The organism is Paenibacillus agricola, from assembly GCF_011440305.1.
Lineage (GTDB): Bacteria > Bacillota > Bacilli > Paenibacillales > NBRC-103111 > Paenibacillus_S > Paenibacillus_S agricola.
This window is the reverse complement of record NZ_JAAOIW010000005.1, coordinates 26,425-41,146: the sequence shown is the minus strand read 5'-3', so window position 1 is coordinate 41,146 and position 14,722 is coordinate 26,425. Positions and strand designations below refer to the sequence as shown.

Below are 14,722 nucleotides of genomic sequence, written 5' to 3'. Positions count from 1 at the left end.
AGGTGCGTTCGCATCGCGTATGTCAACGAAACTTGGCTCGACCGACCTGCGCGGGCTGAACGCATCGCACTCGTAACGGAACGGGCACGCAAGTTAAAGACGCTATATGACGCAGGAAAAGCCGCTGAGTACCACGTAGATACTTTACGCGCAGATATGGCGGAATTAAAGCGGCTTAAACGGATTCATCGCGCGGAAGTGGATGTCGCATACTTCACGTATGAATACGCGTCAGATGGCGCGAACGAAGATAACGAGGACAACGTTATTCGACACGGGGAAGACGGTACGCAACATGATGGGCTCGAAGATATCGCGCCGATACACCGCGAGTTTTTCGATTTATGTGATTACGTAGATCATACGGAACGTAACGCCAGGCTCGCGATCGCGGCTGCGCGGGGACATAGTAAATCCGGTATGTTTTCGAATGCGTTTCCGTTGCACCAAATCGCGTATCGTAAGCGGAAGTACGTGCTCGTTATTTCGGAGACGGACGGACTCGCTAAGAAGCTAATCGGATGGGTAAACAAGCAGCTAAAGTTCAACGAAAAGTTACGCGCGGATTTCGGTCCGTTGCTTAACGAAAAGAACACGCAGAATGAACGCGATAATGAAGAATCGTATATAACTGCGAGTAACGCGCTAGTTGAGGCGTCATCGTCCGGTAAACAACTCCGCGGTAAGCGTCACGGTAGCCGCCGACCGGATTTAGTTATCGTCGATGACCCGTCGTCTACGAATAACGAAGGAACGAAGGAAGCGCGGGAGAAGCTTGTACATTGGTTTAACTCCGTAGTCGTTCCGATCGGAACGAAGGCGACCGCGATTATACTCGTCGGTACGATGGTCAGCGCTACGGGGCTTTTGAATCACGTACTGAAGCGGAAGGACTTTAAATCATCGTTTCATGGAGCGCTAGTTTCTGAACCGGATAATCCGAAATTGTGGGACGAGTATCTCGAAATATACGGACGCACCGATGACCTGGCGGAAGCCGATGCGTTCTACGAAGCGAATAAGGATGCGCTAGAAGCCGGCATTAAACTTGCATGGCCGTGGCGTTGGACGTATAGAGCGCTCATGCACGAAAAGTTTAACATGGGAACGCGCGCATATAACTCGGAGTTCCGGAATTTAGCGTTTAGCGAAGATGAGCAGTTTTTCTTTCCGGAGAATTTCGGATACTATCGCCTATTTTATTCGCAAGGCGAAAAGTATATACAATACGAAGATATGCGGATTCCTGTAAAAGACCTCACAATAAGTGGCGCATGGGATATTGCACTAGGCAAGAACGCGCGGTCGTGCTATAACGCCGTGTTGACCGTTGGACGCTACGAAAAGACCGGTCACATCTTCGTATTGGACGAATACGCGTCAAAAGAGCAGCCGCATGTATATATCGATTTAATCGTCGGTAAAATCGCGGAGTGGCGTCACAACGTTTTTTCCGTCGAGACAATTAACGCGCAACACGAATTCTATCGACAGTTACAGGAAGCCCTCCGTAAAAAAGGCGGCACAAATCGAACGCGGCTTAACGATATCAAGTCGCATAAATCCGGCAAGGAAGAACGGATGGAGTCGCTTGAGCCGTATTGTCATAATAAAACGTTGGTTTTTAACCGTTCACATACGATGCTCATCGATCAGATGTCGCAATATCCTCACGGAGATTACGTGGACAGTATCGACGCACTTCAGCTCGCGGTCGAAAACGTAGCGAAGGCGAAAAAGGTGCTGCGGAATAAGCCGTCGTGGTTATAACGTATCTAACACGTCATTTAACGCAATCTCAACGCGTTATTAGGCGTTTTCATACGTTCTGTGACTATTCGGTCGTCTAACGCTGTAACGCGCTAATATCACGCTAAATTAACGTAAGAAAGGAGGCGCTATATTGAGCAAGCTTTTCGAAGTAGGCGCTATTTATCCGCCGCATAACGCGATCGAACGTTTATCGAAGTATACTCGTGGTCGTGCGATATTCGACGGCAAACCTGCGGAAGTGTTCGAGCGCGCATCGGATTTACTGAAGGGAACGCCGCACGAAGCGCAATTACGCAGCTTATATATCGGAGTCAACTTGATCGACGTCCTATTAACGAAGCCGGCGGATCTCATCGTCGGAGAATTTCCCGTATATGAATCCGGTATGCCGGACGGAAGCGCGGAGCAGGGCGCAATTAACCGTATCGCGGAAGATAACGATTTGAATACGCTAATCCACGAATCCGTAGTAGGCGCGGGCATACGGGGCGACTCGTGGTTTAAATCGTACTATGCTCCGCGGATCGACGTGAGCGAAGTACCGGCGGGCGCAGACGTTGAAGCGAAACCGGAACCGATTATCGAAGCGGTTGACGCGGCGCTCGTATTTCCGGAATTGTCGCGCGGCTCTAACAAACGTTTCAAGGCGGTTAATATCGCTTGGATCGAATGGGTTCTTACGAATGACGTCGAGGGCCTCGAAAAATACGCGATGAAGCCGGATGAACGCTATACGGAAGTACCGCACCTCGTTGTTGAGCGGCATGTGCCGGGCTTTATCTTATACGAGCGTTACCGGATGACGGAGCGCGGCGTTGACAATCGTTTTGGTACGCCAATATCCACGTATTACATCGCGGAAAAGGTAGCGACGGGGCGTGTCGAGGACGTTATCGAAACGGGCGTACCGCGAATCCTTGTACATCATGCGCCGTACAAAACGGTTGACGACGGATGGGAAGGCATCTCCGGAATCGAGAAACTAGAATCCGTATTAGCTGCGATTAACGACCGTATGGTACAAATCGACTATATCCTATGGAAGCATAGCGATCCGACAGCGTATGGACCGGATTTACCTACGGACGAAAGCGGAGGCGTGCGTTTCGGCGGAAAGTATATCCCCGTCGACAAGGCGGACGTAGCGCCCGGTTATATGACGTGGAATTCGCAGTTAGACGGGGCGTTTAAGCAACTCGATATGTTACTCGGCATCGTGTACCAAATGTCGGAAACGCCGCAGTGGTTATTCGGTACGACGCTCGCCTCCGATAAAGGCGGAACCGGTACGTCCCATACGGACAGCGGCGCAATTAAGGCGCGTTTCATGCCGATCCTATCGAAGGTTAAACGTATCCGTAACTACTTCGACCGCGCTATACGTGACGCAATTTGGACGGCGCAGGAGCTCGAAGTATATGCAAATAAAGGCGTTGACGGCTTCGTTCCGTACGTGCCGCAATACCCGTCGATTCAGTGGAAAGACGGCATCCCACACGATGATAAAGAGATGGCGGAAGTCGCGCAGATTCGTACCGGAGGCAAAGCGACGTGGTCCGTTAAAGACGCAATCAAGGCGCTCGATGACGTAGACGGCACGAAAGCGGACGCTATTATCTCGCGTATCGATGCGGACGAGGAGCGCGTTAACGGAACGGTCGACGCTTCGATATTTAACAGCGGAGGTGGCGCGTAATGAAACCGCCTAATATCCCGCGACCGACGTACGAATACGATATCGACGAATTAACGAAGGCTTATCGCGTTGCCGTAACGGATATCCAGGCGGAGATGGCGCTGCTTGACGTATCCTCGTTATCGCGTAAGACGGCGGGCTCGGCGCTCGCGCAAGTATCGAACGTGCTCAAAACGTTAACGCAGCGCGCTTTCGAGTGGATAGCGCGGCTTATACCGAAGGCGGCTACGGACGGCATCATACGGACACTAATATCGCTCGGTATCGCGAAGGACCGTACGCAAGCAGCCGGAATCGCAACGCTTAACCGGATGAATCAGAACGTAGTCGCGGCGGCTGTAGCGGATACGCAGGCGGACGTTTTAGCGGTCACAGCGAATATCGACCGCCGTACACGCGCAGCTCTCCGTAAAGCCGTAGCGGAATCAATGCGCGCTAACATGGCGAAGGGGATTAACGGTAGCCAGACGATAAGCGCCGATACAGTAGCGCGGATTCGGGCGGACTTAGGAGCAGCGGCGGATAACGCAATCATCGACGCAGCCGGTCGTAAATGGCGCGTTGAAACGTACGTCGACATGCTTACGCGTACGAAACTAATGAACGTCCATAACGAAGCTACGATTAACGAAGCACTCGGACGCGATGTTTATTACGGAGTCATATCGAAGCATGGCGCGAAGGATGCGTGTTCCAAGTGGGAAGGGCGCGTTATTAAATTCGTAGCCGAAGCGCCTGGCGATTATCCGCTATTGAGCGCGTTGCCGCGTAGGGACATATTTCATCCGAACTGCCGACACGTAATTAGTCCGATACGAAGACCAGAAACACTGACCGCCTAATAGCGGCTTATTTGCATTTGTCCGAACGTTCATGACGTTAAACTGCAACGGCATTTATACGATAGCCGACGGGCTCTAACCGGTGGAGGTTTAACGCAATGAGACGATTCCTAAACGAACTATATACGCCATTATTCGAAGCTGACGGTAACGGGGGCGGTGGAGAAGGCGGAGATAACAACGGGGATAACGGCAATGAAGGCGCGGACGACGCAGGCAAGCGCACGGTAACGATGACGCAAGCGGATCTCGACGCGTTGATTGGTCGCGAAAAAGGACGCGCTGCGAAAAAGTTTGCGGACTATGACGATTTGAAAGCGGAACGCGATCGCTTAAAGTTGGCGGACGACGAGCGCGCAAAGGCGGCATTAACGGAAACGGAACGGCTGCAGGCGGAGAAGGACGAAGCGCTAAAGAAGGCGGACGAAGCCGACGTTAACGCGAAAGCCAAACTAGAAGCTGCGGATAAACGTCTGATTCGCGCTGAGTTTCGTTTAGCGGCGAAAGAAGCCGGCATTCGGGCGGATGCGTTAGACGATGCGTTTACAATCGCGGACAAAGCGGGAATCACCGTAGACGACGAAGGTAACGTTACCGGCGTGACGGACGTTGTTGACGCGCTAGTTAAGGCGAAACCGTTTCTAGCGGAGGCACCGAAGAAGCCGGTTGTTATCGGTGAGCCTACGAATCACAAGGACGACGGATCCAAAACGAAGGAGCAGTTACTTTCGGAGGCTGCAGCGCTAGCACGTAAGAGTGGACGGACAGAGGATCGCGTAGCTTATGCAACGTTGAAAGCGGAATTGAAAAAGTAAGCAAAAGCCCCGTTAACTCGGCGGCTTATTTTATTGCGCGGAAATAGGCATACGCCGAAAGACCGTAGCAAACAAACAGGGGGAAATAATAAATGACTAAAATCTATGATGCATCTCTAATCGGTGTTAAAGAATCCGTAACTGACGAAATCCTACTACTTAATCCGCATCAAACGCCACTATTGAACGCGCTGGGCTTTTCGGAAGCCGTTACACAAACGGAGCACCAATGGTTCGAGGACGAAATGATCGGAGATGAGTCTACGGTTAATGGCGCTGTTCTAGTTGGCGGTACTTCCGTAATTGTCGTAGATGTCGAACCTTTCCGTGTAGGTCACGTTGTTAAAGTAGCGGACGAGTTACTATACGTTTCCGCGGTAAATACCGGCACGAAGACGCTGACTGTTACGCGTGGTTACGCTTCTACTACGGCTGCTGCGATTGCCGACGTTGCAAAGATCGAGGTGCTATTCGTAGAAGGTACGGAAGGTGCGGACGCAAGGGCGGCTCGTTATAAAGCGCGCGTTAAGAAGTCCAACCTGACGCAGATTTTCGATGACACTATCGACATCTCCGGTACTGCTAAGGCGGTTACGCAATACGGTATCAGTGATTTGTACGAATACGAGAAGCAAAAAGTACAGTTGATGCTTGCGTTGCAACTCGAAAAGGCGCTGATTAACGGTATCTCTTACGAGTTCGGTCAAGTCCGCCAGATGAAAGGCATTCGCCAATGGATCGCTACGAACGTTACTAACGTAGCCGGGCCACTAACGCTTTCTGCAGTTAACACGCTGGCTCAACGTATCTATGACGCAGGCGGTTTCGCTACAGGCGGTATGTATAAGATTATGGTCGGTGCGAAACAGAAGATTGCGCTTTCCGCGTTGGATGCGAATAAGGTTCAAATCACACAAGCCGAGAATAAACGTGGAGTGAAAGTCGACCATTTGGTTACGGATTTCGGCGAGTTTGAGCTGGTTTTAAACCAAAACTTAGCTGCTGACGAACTGTTGCTAGTTGACGCTAACCGTCTAGCTATCCGACCGTTGATTACTCGCGACTTTTCCCATACGTACCTAGGCGTTAAGGGTGACTATGATTCCGGTATGGTTGTCGGCGAGTACACGTTGGAATTGCGCCAAGAGAAAGCGCACGGTCGCTTGAAAGGCTTGTCGTAAGATGGCGCGTTACGAATCGGCACGCTATAAAGAGATCGGCTTCTTCGTAGGAGGCGCTTACCGGCAGTTTCGCGGTGGCGTCTTTTCTACGGACGTTCCCGCTGAGATTGCGATACTCGACGCAATGACCGACGCCACGCGAGTAATTGACGAAGTACAACCGGAGGAAGCCGTAGCGATTGCGCCTAAAACGCCTGCAGCACCGCGAAAGGGTGCGAGCGCCCAAACCTCCGGTAAATAAACGGAGGTGTTTAGATGGCGGTATCAATAACGGACGCTGACGCCTATATCGCGTTAAATTGTATCGTAATCGGAGATTGGATGGATGCTGACGCCGCGAGTAAACAACGGATGTTAAACGTCGCAGGACGCACGCTATCCGTCAAATATCCGAAATATACGATACCCGATACGGCGGTATACGAATTCAGCAACGTGCTGGCTACGGTTTTTAATGATACGAATAAACTCGCGCAAGAAGGCGTAACTAACTTCGCGTTAACCGGAACGGCGTCGTTTTCGTTTAAGGACGATCTCGTACGCGGACCAGGCGCTGACTTAGCGAAGCTCATTCCGCAATCGGCGCTCGACTTGATTAGCGCAGAAAACGGTGGCATTCCGTTATCCAAACGTAACGTCGGCTGGAGCGTGATGTAATGGCGATAATCCCGTTGAAGCAGACGATTCAAATTACGCCGGCTAACGGTATTGACGAGTGGGGCGAACCGGCTCCCGGCGTTCCCTTTACGCTCAAGGCGCGTGTTACGGAGACAACGAAGGTAGTAGCTACGCAGTCCGAAGGCAACAAGACGGCCGAAGAAGCGGTCGCAACGCTGCGGATAATCCTCGATAAATTAGCGGACGTATCGTATGACGACGTAATAACGTATACGAACGAATTAGACGTGACAGTCGCGAGAAAGCCGCTAAAAATCGAGATTAAACGTATGCTGTCCGGCAAAGCGATAGTAACGGAGGTGTTCGTGTAATAATGGCGAGCAACCGAATAGAAATCGATATATCACGCAGTCGCTCGCTTACGCAGCGGCTTTTTGGCGTGTTCTCGCGCAACTATACGCGGCGCTTAGAGGATGCGTTAGAACAAGGCGCACGCAACGGAACGGCGGACGTGTTGGACGAATGGAAACGCGAATCGGTCGATTTAGCACCGTTGGAATTCGGTGCGTTACGGCGCGGCATCGATACGAATACGGAGCAGTCCGGAAGTAAACTCGGCGGTGTAATCACGTCATCTGCGGTATCGAAAAAGGGCCGCAAGCGGTTCGATTACGCGACGTACATCCACGATCGGTTCCCGCGGACATCGTTTAAGAGCCCGACGACGCCCGGCACGATTCCGAAATACCTCGATAAGCCTCTCGCGGATAACGGCGCTAAGTGGGCGAAGATGATCGAGGCGGAAATGAAGGCGGAAGCGAAACGGAGGGGTTTTTGATGACGCTAGTTAACGAGTTAGGCTCCGTTGAGGCGTTCGTCAAAGCGCTATTCCCGTCGGTTGTAACCGTTAAGCAGACGGTTCCGTTACAACCGGTGGCGGGTACGTTCGTCATCCGTTTCCAAAACGGCTCAACGGAGTCTGAAACTGCACACCACTTCCGAAATAGTCGCGATTACCAACTCGTCTACTTCGGTACGAGTGCCGCCGATGTGTTAGCGAAGATGGACGCGGTATCATCCGCGCTATACCAAACGCTGCTAATTCCGATTAGCGGCTCTTTGCGTTATATTCGCGTCGACCAATTCTCCATGTCAGCACCGTTCAAAACGGACAACGATGTTCATGCGATTATCGGCGTTCTATCGACGGAAGTCCGGCAGGCACGAACGCAGCAAGTGTACGACAAGATTGCGCAGGTTTATACGCGATATATAACGATACCATAACGAGGAGATGACGCAATATGGCAAACGGTTCATGGGACCCAACGGCGCTCCCGACTTCGCCCGGACTCTACATTAATTACGTAACGGCGGCGGCAGCGCGGATCAACGGTGGAGCACGCGGCACGGTCGCAATTCCATTGCTAACGTATACCGGCGCGACGGCTTCAACGTTTTACACGGTCACAACGGAAAAGGAAGCGTCCGATACGTTCGGTGCTGCGAATATCCAATCGATTTTATTCGCGTTACAGGGCGGTGCTAAAGAAGTCCTCGTTTACACGCTGCCTTCAACGCCCGATGCCGCGGCTTATACGGCGATGCGCACAGCCTTCGATACGCGACCGTTCAACGTTTTCGTACTCGACGGCGAATTTAACGTAACGCAATTTGCCGCAATTAAAACGTGGGTAATCGCGAATCGAGCGGCAGGCAAGCACTTCATGTGCGTATTCGGCGGGGATGCTGCGTCCGATGCCGTTCCAGCAACCGGTAATACGCGGTCAATCTTGGAGAACGACGATTACATCGTTAACGCGACGGTTGGTACGAAGGTTGGCGCTACGACGTATTCGAGCGCTCAATATGCGCCTTACTGGGCGGGACTTATCGCAGGAACGGCAATCAACCGTTCGATTACGTACAGCCGATTACCGGCGGATGACGTGAATAAGCGGTTCACTAACGCGGAAGTGGATACGGCGTTGGCGGCGGGTTCGCTCGTTTCGATTCATGACGGCGAAAAGGTGAAAATCGTACAGGGGCTCACGACGGCTAAGACGAAAATCCGTTCGATTCGCGCACGCCAGGCGATTTCAACGGACATTACGAAGACGGCAGCGGACTCTTATATCGGCAAAATCGATAATAACGCGGACGGACAGGCGGCTTTGATTAGCGCGGTTAAGGCGTATCTGGAAACGTTGGAGCGTGCGAACGTCCTAACGGGACCGGCGGTTATCCTCGATCCGCAGCATGCGTCAACCGGCGATTCCGTGTTCCTCGCGATTAGCTACGTCGAGGTCGATTCGATGGAACGTATATTCTTGACAATTAACGTATAAGGAGGCGGAAATATGGCGGTACCAATGGATTCAACGCGTACAATTAACGGCTCCTTCGGCGAAGTATGGAGCGACGGTATCTGGCTGACGAATTTTAATCAGGCGGAAGCTATGGTCGATATTTCGTATCTCGAAGTTAAACGCGCAGGCACACGTAAGACCGGCAACAAGCTCGGCCCGATTAAGATGTCCGGTACGATTACGGGCTACAAGGTAACGTCCGAACTCGCGCGGAAGGTTTCGCAGGTCTTAGACGACCGTAAAGGTGCGTTCGTTACCGAGTTGATTCTGAAACTCAACGATCCAGAAGCGTACGGAGCCGAGCGTATTCGGATAAAAGGCGTGCAGTTTACGAAAATCGATATCATGAAATTCGAAAACGGTGCGATTGTGGAAACGGAATGGCCGTTTGTCTTCGATGATTTCGAATATCTCGATTTCATTACCGAATAAATAACGCAATCAGACGGAGAATGACGCAAAGTAACGCGTTAGGCTCCGTTTTAAATTCGCCAATAAACTCAACTAAACGGAGGTTTTTATATATGAGCAACGTAATTGATCCACTACAGGCGCTATTAGGCGCATCCACGAACGTTGAGAAAGACGTATACATTTCGCGATTAGGCGCTAATTTCCGAATCAAGGCGCTAGATACGGACTCGCTTAATAAGGCGCGCGAACAGGCTACGCACTATATCGGAAAAGGTAGTAAGCGCGAAGCAGTTACGGATAACACTAAACTGCACGCTATTTTGATTACGAAGCTCGCGGTCGCGCCGGACTTTACAAATAAGGCGCTCCACGAAAAGTACGGTGTAAGTAACTCCGTTGACTGCGTTCAGAAAGCACTATTACCCGGTGAGGTAGCGAAGTTAATCGCGGAAGGCTGGAAACTATCCGGATTCGACGACGATGAGGACGCAATCGACGAAATAAAAAACTAATACGCAGGAATCCGGAGGCGTACATAGTTTCCGAGATATTCCTGCGTACAGGACGGATGCCGCACGAGGTTTATAACGCGCCAACCGGATCAAGGCGCTTTATGTACGCGAGTATGCTGGCGCGACTTGAAACGGAAAGGGGGTAACGTATGGCGTTTGACCTTGTTGCTAGGCTCAGAGTGATTGATAATATGAGCGGTCAAATCGGTAAATCGATGTCCCAAATGGGCGGACTCGCGATGAAAATAGCATCTGTGGGCGCAGCCGTAACGGGTTTATCCGCAGGCATCGGCGTAGCTGCGGCGGCATTTAGCGCGTTCGATTTAACGAAATCAGCGTTGAAGTTATCGTCAGACGCGGAACAGGCCGGAATCGCGTTTGATACGATGTTAGGTTCCGCCGACAAATCGAAGAAGTTTCTAGCGGACTTATCGGACTTCGCGAATAAGACACCGTTCGAATTACCGCAAGTTCGCGACGCATCCAAGAAACTACTTGCGTTCGGATTCGATGCTGAAGCGGTTATTCCAATGCTAACCGGCGTGGGTAACGCAGCTTCCGGACTTGGACTCGGCGGTGACGGGATCGACCGGATAACGTTGGCGCTCGGACAAATGAAAGCAAAGGCGAAAGTAAGCGGCGATGAAATGATGCAGCTCACGGAAGCCGGTATTCCAGCGTGGCAAATGCTCGCGGATAAGATGGGCATTTCAACAGCGCAGGTTATGAAGATGTCGGAAAAAGGGCTTATACCAGCGGACAAGGCGATTCAAGTTTTAATCGACGGAATGAATAAAAAGTTTCCCGAAATGATGGCGAAGCAGTCGAAGACGCTACAAGGCCTATGGTCGACGATGAAGGATACGTTTGACAGTAAGATCCTCGTTAAATACGGAGACGCAATTGCTGGCGCGCTAAAGCCGCGGTTCGACCGTTTGGTAACGTGGATTGACGATAATAAGGGGAAAATCGAAGAGTGGGGTACCACTATTCAACGCGTAGCAGGTAAGGGCGCAGACGCGATATTAAACGAACTGGAATATTCGTTTAAAACGCTAAAAACGCGATACTTCGATAATCCTGATTTTCAAAAGATACCGACAATATCCGGCAAAGTCGATTATATCATCGAGGATTTCAAGAAAATATTTGATGCTTGGTACGAAGGCGGCGGTAATAAGCAGATTGCAAGCGGTACAGAAGCTCTCATAACATACGTTAGTGATGCATTAGCGGCGTCTTCCGGAAAGCTAACCGCGATTGGAGTCAACTTGGGAACGAGTATCGGATCGGGTATGTTATCAGGGCTAAAAACGTTCGCAGCCGCAAACCCGGAAATGGCCGCTTTACTTACGTATATAGCCACGCCAGGACCGCCCGCAGTTAAGTTTGCAGCAGCCGTAGCAGTTGGGTCGGGAGTAGCAACTCCAATAATCGACTCAGCGAAAGAAGCCTACAATGGGGTATCAAACGATGTTAAGGTATTTTCCGAACAGGGCTTCATGCCTGGCGTCTCTAACATCGCCGATAACATTGCGAAAAACTTTGATACCAGCGGTAACGTGGACGCCAGCGGTCGCCGACTCGTAGGTAAGGAGCTTTACGATTACCAAAAAGCTAACCCAGCGCCTACGCCTACCAAACGTTCCGGCGGTCTTTCTCGCGTCCCAATCGATAATTATCCGATACTCGCGCACCGTGACGAGATGGTACTTACGAAGGCGGAAGCGGATAAGCAGCGGAATGGCGGAAGTAATAGCGGCGGTATCATGATAACTGGCAATACGTTTAATGTGCGTAGCGAGTTGGATATCGACGCAATTGCCGCTAAGATAGCGGACGAAATTGACCGGAGGGGAGCGCCGCAATGACCACGTTAAAGTTCGTTCTTTCATATAATAACGGAGCCGAGTCGCTTCAGCTTCCGGTCAATCCCGAACGCATCAGCGTATCGTCTTCGCGCGGTTACGAGGACGTCGACGTTACGCAACTCGGCGAATATACGATAATCGGCAACGCTAAATTGCGGGAGATATCGTTCTCGTCGTTCTTTCCACGCGGTTATGATGCGTCGTATTGCGAATATGCCGGCTTCGCTCCTCCGTGGGAAATCGTTCAGACGATCGAGCGGTGGCTAAATAGCGGAAGTCCGATACGGTTCGCGTTGTCCGGTCAGATTTACGACGAAAGTTTCACGGAGATTATGAGTATGCCCGTTACAATACGGTCGTTTTCGTACTACGAAGAAGCTGACGCGGTAGGCGACGTCTATTACGATTTAGCACTGAAGGAGTACGTATTCGTCGAGTTTAAACGTATTCGTACGATTGAAACCGCGGTCGATTCCGTGGAGCTTACGTCAGAAACGGCGCGTACGGATGATTCCGAAAAGGTGGGCGATTACGTCGTTATTACGAATGATTCGTTATTTAAGATTGCGGCGCGATCTTCCGTTTATGGCGATGGCGACCGTTGGCGCGAGATTTACGACGCTAATAAAGCGCTCATCGGCGCGAATCCTAACGCCATAAAGCCGGGGCAGACGTTGGTGATTCCGCGATGACATCGGTAATTAGCGTTGTTTACGCGAATGATGTATATCTCGACCCAATCGTAACCGGCGTTACATGGTCCGGCGAAATTACGCAGGGCTACCGCAGCCTCGACGTTACTCTTAGGAATACGCTTGATGGCGTTACGAGAGCGGTTGATATCGAGCTCGGTGGTGAATTGCGCCTGTATTCGGATGATATCGAATTATTCCGCGGTATTATATTCACGCATTCCATTAACGAAAAAGGCGATATGTCGCTGACGGCGCATGATGAGAACGTATATCTCGTAAAGAACTCGGATGGGACGCGCAAGTTTACCGCGAAGAAGGCGTCCGATATCATCCGTGATTTATGCGCATCCTTCGAAGTGGAAATCGGCGACATAGTGGACACTGGGTACGTCATTCCACGGTTACTTTTCAAGAATAAAACGTTATGGGATATGATCACAACGGCGCTAACCGAGACGCGAAGGCAGACGGGGAGGCGTTTTTTAGTTTCCGCGAAAGAGGGCGCGCTATATCTTACGGAGCGTGGCGAGAAAATCGTCGATTACATCCTCGAAGACGGCGTTAACATACTCGGAGCCAGTTACGGTCAGTCGATCGAAGATATGCGCAACTCAATCAAGGTTAGCGCCAATGAAGACGCGAAGCCTAAAACGGCAGTGTCCGCTAACCTTCCGCCGGAAGCGCTAGATATGCTTTCGTCTGCGCCGACTGCTACGCCGAAATCGGAGAAGAAGCCGTTATTTGCTTCCGCGAAAGATGACGCATTAGTTGCGCGTTTCGGGCTTATGCAACATCCGGATCAAGCGGGCGCGGAGTCTACGCAATCAAGCGTCAACCAACTTGCGGCCGAATTACTCGCGGAGATGGCGGTCATTAAGGACGAAGCGAGCGTCGAGGTTTTAGGCAACGTTGAAGTCACGTCAGGCTCCGCAGTATACGTAATCGAATCGCTTACGGGAATTGTCGGCGGTTTCTACGTTATTACGGACAGCCATACGTGGTCAAACGGTGTCCATCGAATGTCGCTGAAGATATCCGGAGACGAATCGCTACCAACGATGAAATACGAAGACTTAGAAGACGCGAAGAAAGAGAAAGCGGCGTCGACTAAGAAGAAGAAAAGCGGAGCCGATGACGCTACATATGCGGCTGCGCTCGCAAGGTTAGGAGAGTGACGTAATGGCTTCGGAAGGTAGCGGTTATCAAAAGTTGGCTAACGTAATCAAGAAGCGCGGATTTAACGAGTTCGACAAGCTCGAATTTGCTACGGTGATTTCACTCATACCTACGCTAATTAAAGTCGACGGAATGACGGAAAATCTCGATGCTTACGATTTAGTATTCGCGGAATCACTTACGGATCACACTCGGACGGTAACGATCGCTGGCGGAGTTGAGACGGAAATGCTCGTAAAGAGCCCACTTATCGTAGGTGACCGCGTAATCGTATCGTCAATGAACGAAGGCCAGACGTATTTCGTAATCGAAAAGGCGGTGATGATCTAATGGCGCTAAGTCCGCTTAAGCCGGCGTCAGCGCGCGCTGTCAAAGTAACGCGCGTTACGCGACCGTCGAAAACGTACAGCTTCGATTTTAACACGGGCGAACTCGGACTCTCTACGGTTGATGGGATCGACGCTCTACGCCAGTTTATCGCAAAGGCGATTTATACCGCGCGATTCCGTTTCCTCATTTATACGTCGCAGTACGGATGTGAAATCGACGACTTAATCGGACAAGACGTATCGACCGCGTTACTGCAGGCGGAGATACCGCGCGTATTAAAGGAAGCGTTAATCTACGACGACCGCATCCTGGACGTTCGCAATTTTGTTATTAGGCGCGGAACCGGTACGGAAGCTGACGCGCTGTACGTATCATTTACGGTCGATTCGGTAACTAACGGTACATTTACGCAGGAGGTGGTAATTTAACG

General features: G+C 51.1%; 18 protein-coding genes. All 18 read left to right on the top strand.

Annotation, left to right across the window (positions count from 1 at the left end; genetic code table 11):
• Positions 1–12 precede the first annotated feature (12 nt).
• The 18 genes from terL (at position 13) to G9U52_RS14895 (ending at position 14,720) form a co-directional block, all read left to right on the top strand.
• Positions 13–1,770, top strand: coding sequence for a phage terminase large subunit (gene terL, locus G9U52_RS14975; protein ID WP_166151792.1), 1,758 nt, complete (start codon positions 13–15; stop codon positions 1,768–1,770).
• 133 nt (positions 1,771–1,903) lie between these two features.
• The gene (locus tag G9U52_RS14970; RefSeq protein ID WP_207952998.1) at positions 1,904–3,469 is read left to right on the top strand and encodes a phage portal protein; all 1,566 of its coding nucleotides are present in this window, start codon (positions 1,904–1,906) and stop codon (positions 3,467–3,469) included.
• On the top strand, positions 3,469–4,311 hold the full coding sequence (locus G9U52_RS14965; RefSeq protein ID WP_166150900.1) for a phage minor capsid protein: 843 nt from the start codon (positions 3,469–3,471) through the stop codon (positions 4,309–4,311). The genes G9U52_RS14970 and G9U52_RS14965 overlap by 1 nt, the downstream gene beginning before the upstream one ends.
• A 98-nt stretch (positions 4,312–4,409) precedes the next feature.
• On the top strand, positions 4,410–5,126 hold the full coding sequence (locus tag G9U52_RS14960; protein WP_166150898.1) for a phage scaffolding protein: 717 nt from the start codon (positions 4,410–4,412) through the stop codon (positions 5,124–5,126).
• Positions 5,127–5,218: 92 nt separating this feature from the next.
• Positions 5,219–6,307: an SU10 major capsid protein gene (locus G9U52_RS14955; RefSeq protein ID WP_166150896.1), complete on the top strand. Its 1,089-nt coding sequence runs from the start codon at positions 5,219–5,221 to the stop codon at positions 6,305–6,307.
• A gap of 1 nt (position 6,308) precedes the next feature.
• A complete protein-coding gene (locus tag G9U52_RS39255) occupies positions 6,309–6,548 on the top strand; it encodes a hypothetical protein (protein ID WP_207952997.1) in 240 nt (79 codons plus the stop codon).
• A gap of 14 nt (positions 6,549–6,562) precedes the next feature.
• Entirely contained in the window at positions 6,563–6,964 is a 402-nt protein-coding gene (locus G9U52_RS14950) for a hypothetical protein (protein WP_166150894.1), read from the top strand.
• Positions 6,964–7,296 (top strand): hypothetical protein, encoded by a 333-nt coding sequence (locus G9U52_RS14945; protein ID WP_166150892.1) that lies wholly within the window; start codon positions 6,964–6,966, stop codon positions 7,294–7,296. Before G9U52_RS14950 ends, G9U52_RS14945 begins: the two co-directional genes overlap by 1 nt.
• A 2-nt stretch (positions 7,297–7,298) precedes the next feature.
• Complete coding sequence (locus G9U52_RS14940) at positions 7,299–7,763, top strand: HK97 gp10 family phage protein (RefSeq protein ID WP_166150890.1); 465 nt, start codon at positions 7,299–7,301, stop codon at positions 7,761–7,763.
• A complete protein-coding gene (locus G9U52_RS14935; RefSeq protein WP_166150888.1) occupies positions 7,763–8,212 on the top strand; it encodes a hypothetical protein in 450 nt (149 codons plus the stop codon). The genes G9U52_RS14940 and G9U52_RS14935 overlap by 1 nt, the downstream gene beginning before the upstream one ends.
• Positions 8,213–8,229: 17 nt before the next feature.
• Entirely contained in the window at positions 8,230–9,273 is a 1,044-nt protein-coding gene (locus G9U52_RS14930; RefSeq protein WP_166150886.1) for a phage tail sheath subtilisin-like domain-containing protein, read from the top strand.
• Between the two features lie 12 nt (positions 9,274–9,285).
• Positions 9,286–9,726, top strand: coding sequence for a phage tail tube protein (locus tag G9U52_RS14925; protein WP_166150884.1), 441 nt, complete (start codon positions 9,286–9,288; stop codon positions 9,724–9,726).
• 92 nt (positions 9,727–9,818) lie between these two features.
• Positions 9,819–10,220, top strand: a complete 402-nt coding sequence (locus G9U52_RS14920; RefSeq protein ID WP_166150882.1) for a phage tail assembly chaperone — start codon at positions 9,819–9,821, stop codon at positions 10,218–10,220.
• Between the two features lie 149 nt (positions 10,221–10,369).
• On the top strand, positions 10,370–12,091 hold the full coding sequence (locus G9U52_RS14915; protein WP_166150880.1) for a tape measure protein: 1,722 nt from the start codon (positions 10,370–10,372) through the stop codon (positions 12,089–12,091).
• A 338-nt stretch (positions 12,092–12,429) separates the two neighbouring features.
• Complete coding sequence (locus G9U52_RS40000; RefSeq protein WP_243767352.1) at positions 12,430–12,783, top strand: LysM peptidoglycan-binding domain-containing protein; 354 nt, start codon at positions 12,430–12,432, stop codon at positions 12,781–12,783.
• A complete protein-coding gene (locus G9U52_RS14905) occupies positions 12,780–13,961 on the top strand; it encodes an XkdQ/YqbQ family protein (protein WP_166150876.1) in 1,182 nt (393 codons plus the stop codon). Before G9U52_RS40000 ends, G9U52_RS14905 begins: the two co-directional genes overlap by 4 nt.
• A gap of 4 nt (positions 13,962–13,965) precedes the next feature.
• Positions 13,966–14,292, top strand: coding sequence for a DUF2577 family protein (locus G9U52_RS14900; RefSeq protein ID WP_166150874.1), 327 nt, complete (start codon positions 13,966–13,968; stop codon positions 14,290–14,292).
• On the top strand, positions 14,292–14,720 hold the full coding sequence (locus G9U52_RS14895; RefSeq protein WP_166150872.1) for a DUF2634 domain-containing protein: 429 nt from the start codon (positions 14,292–14,294) through the stop codon (positions 14,718–14,720). Before G9U52_RS14900 ends, G9U52_RS14895 begins: the two co-directional genes overlap by 1 nt.
• Positions 14,721–14,722 lie beyond the last annotated feature (2 nt).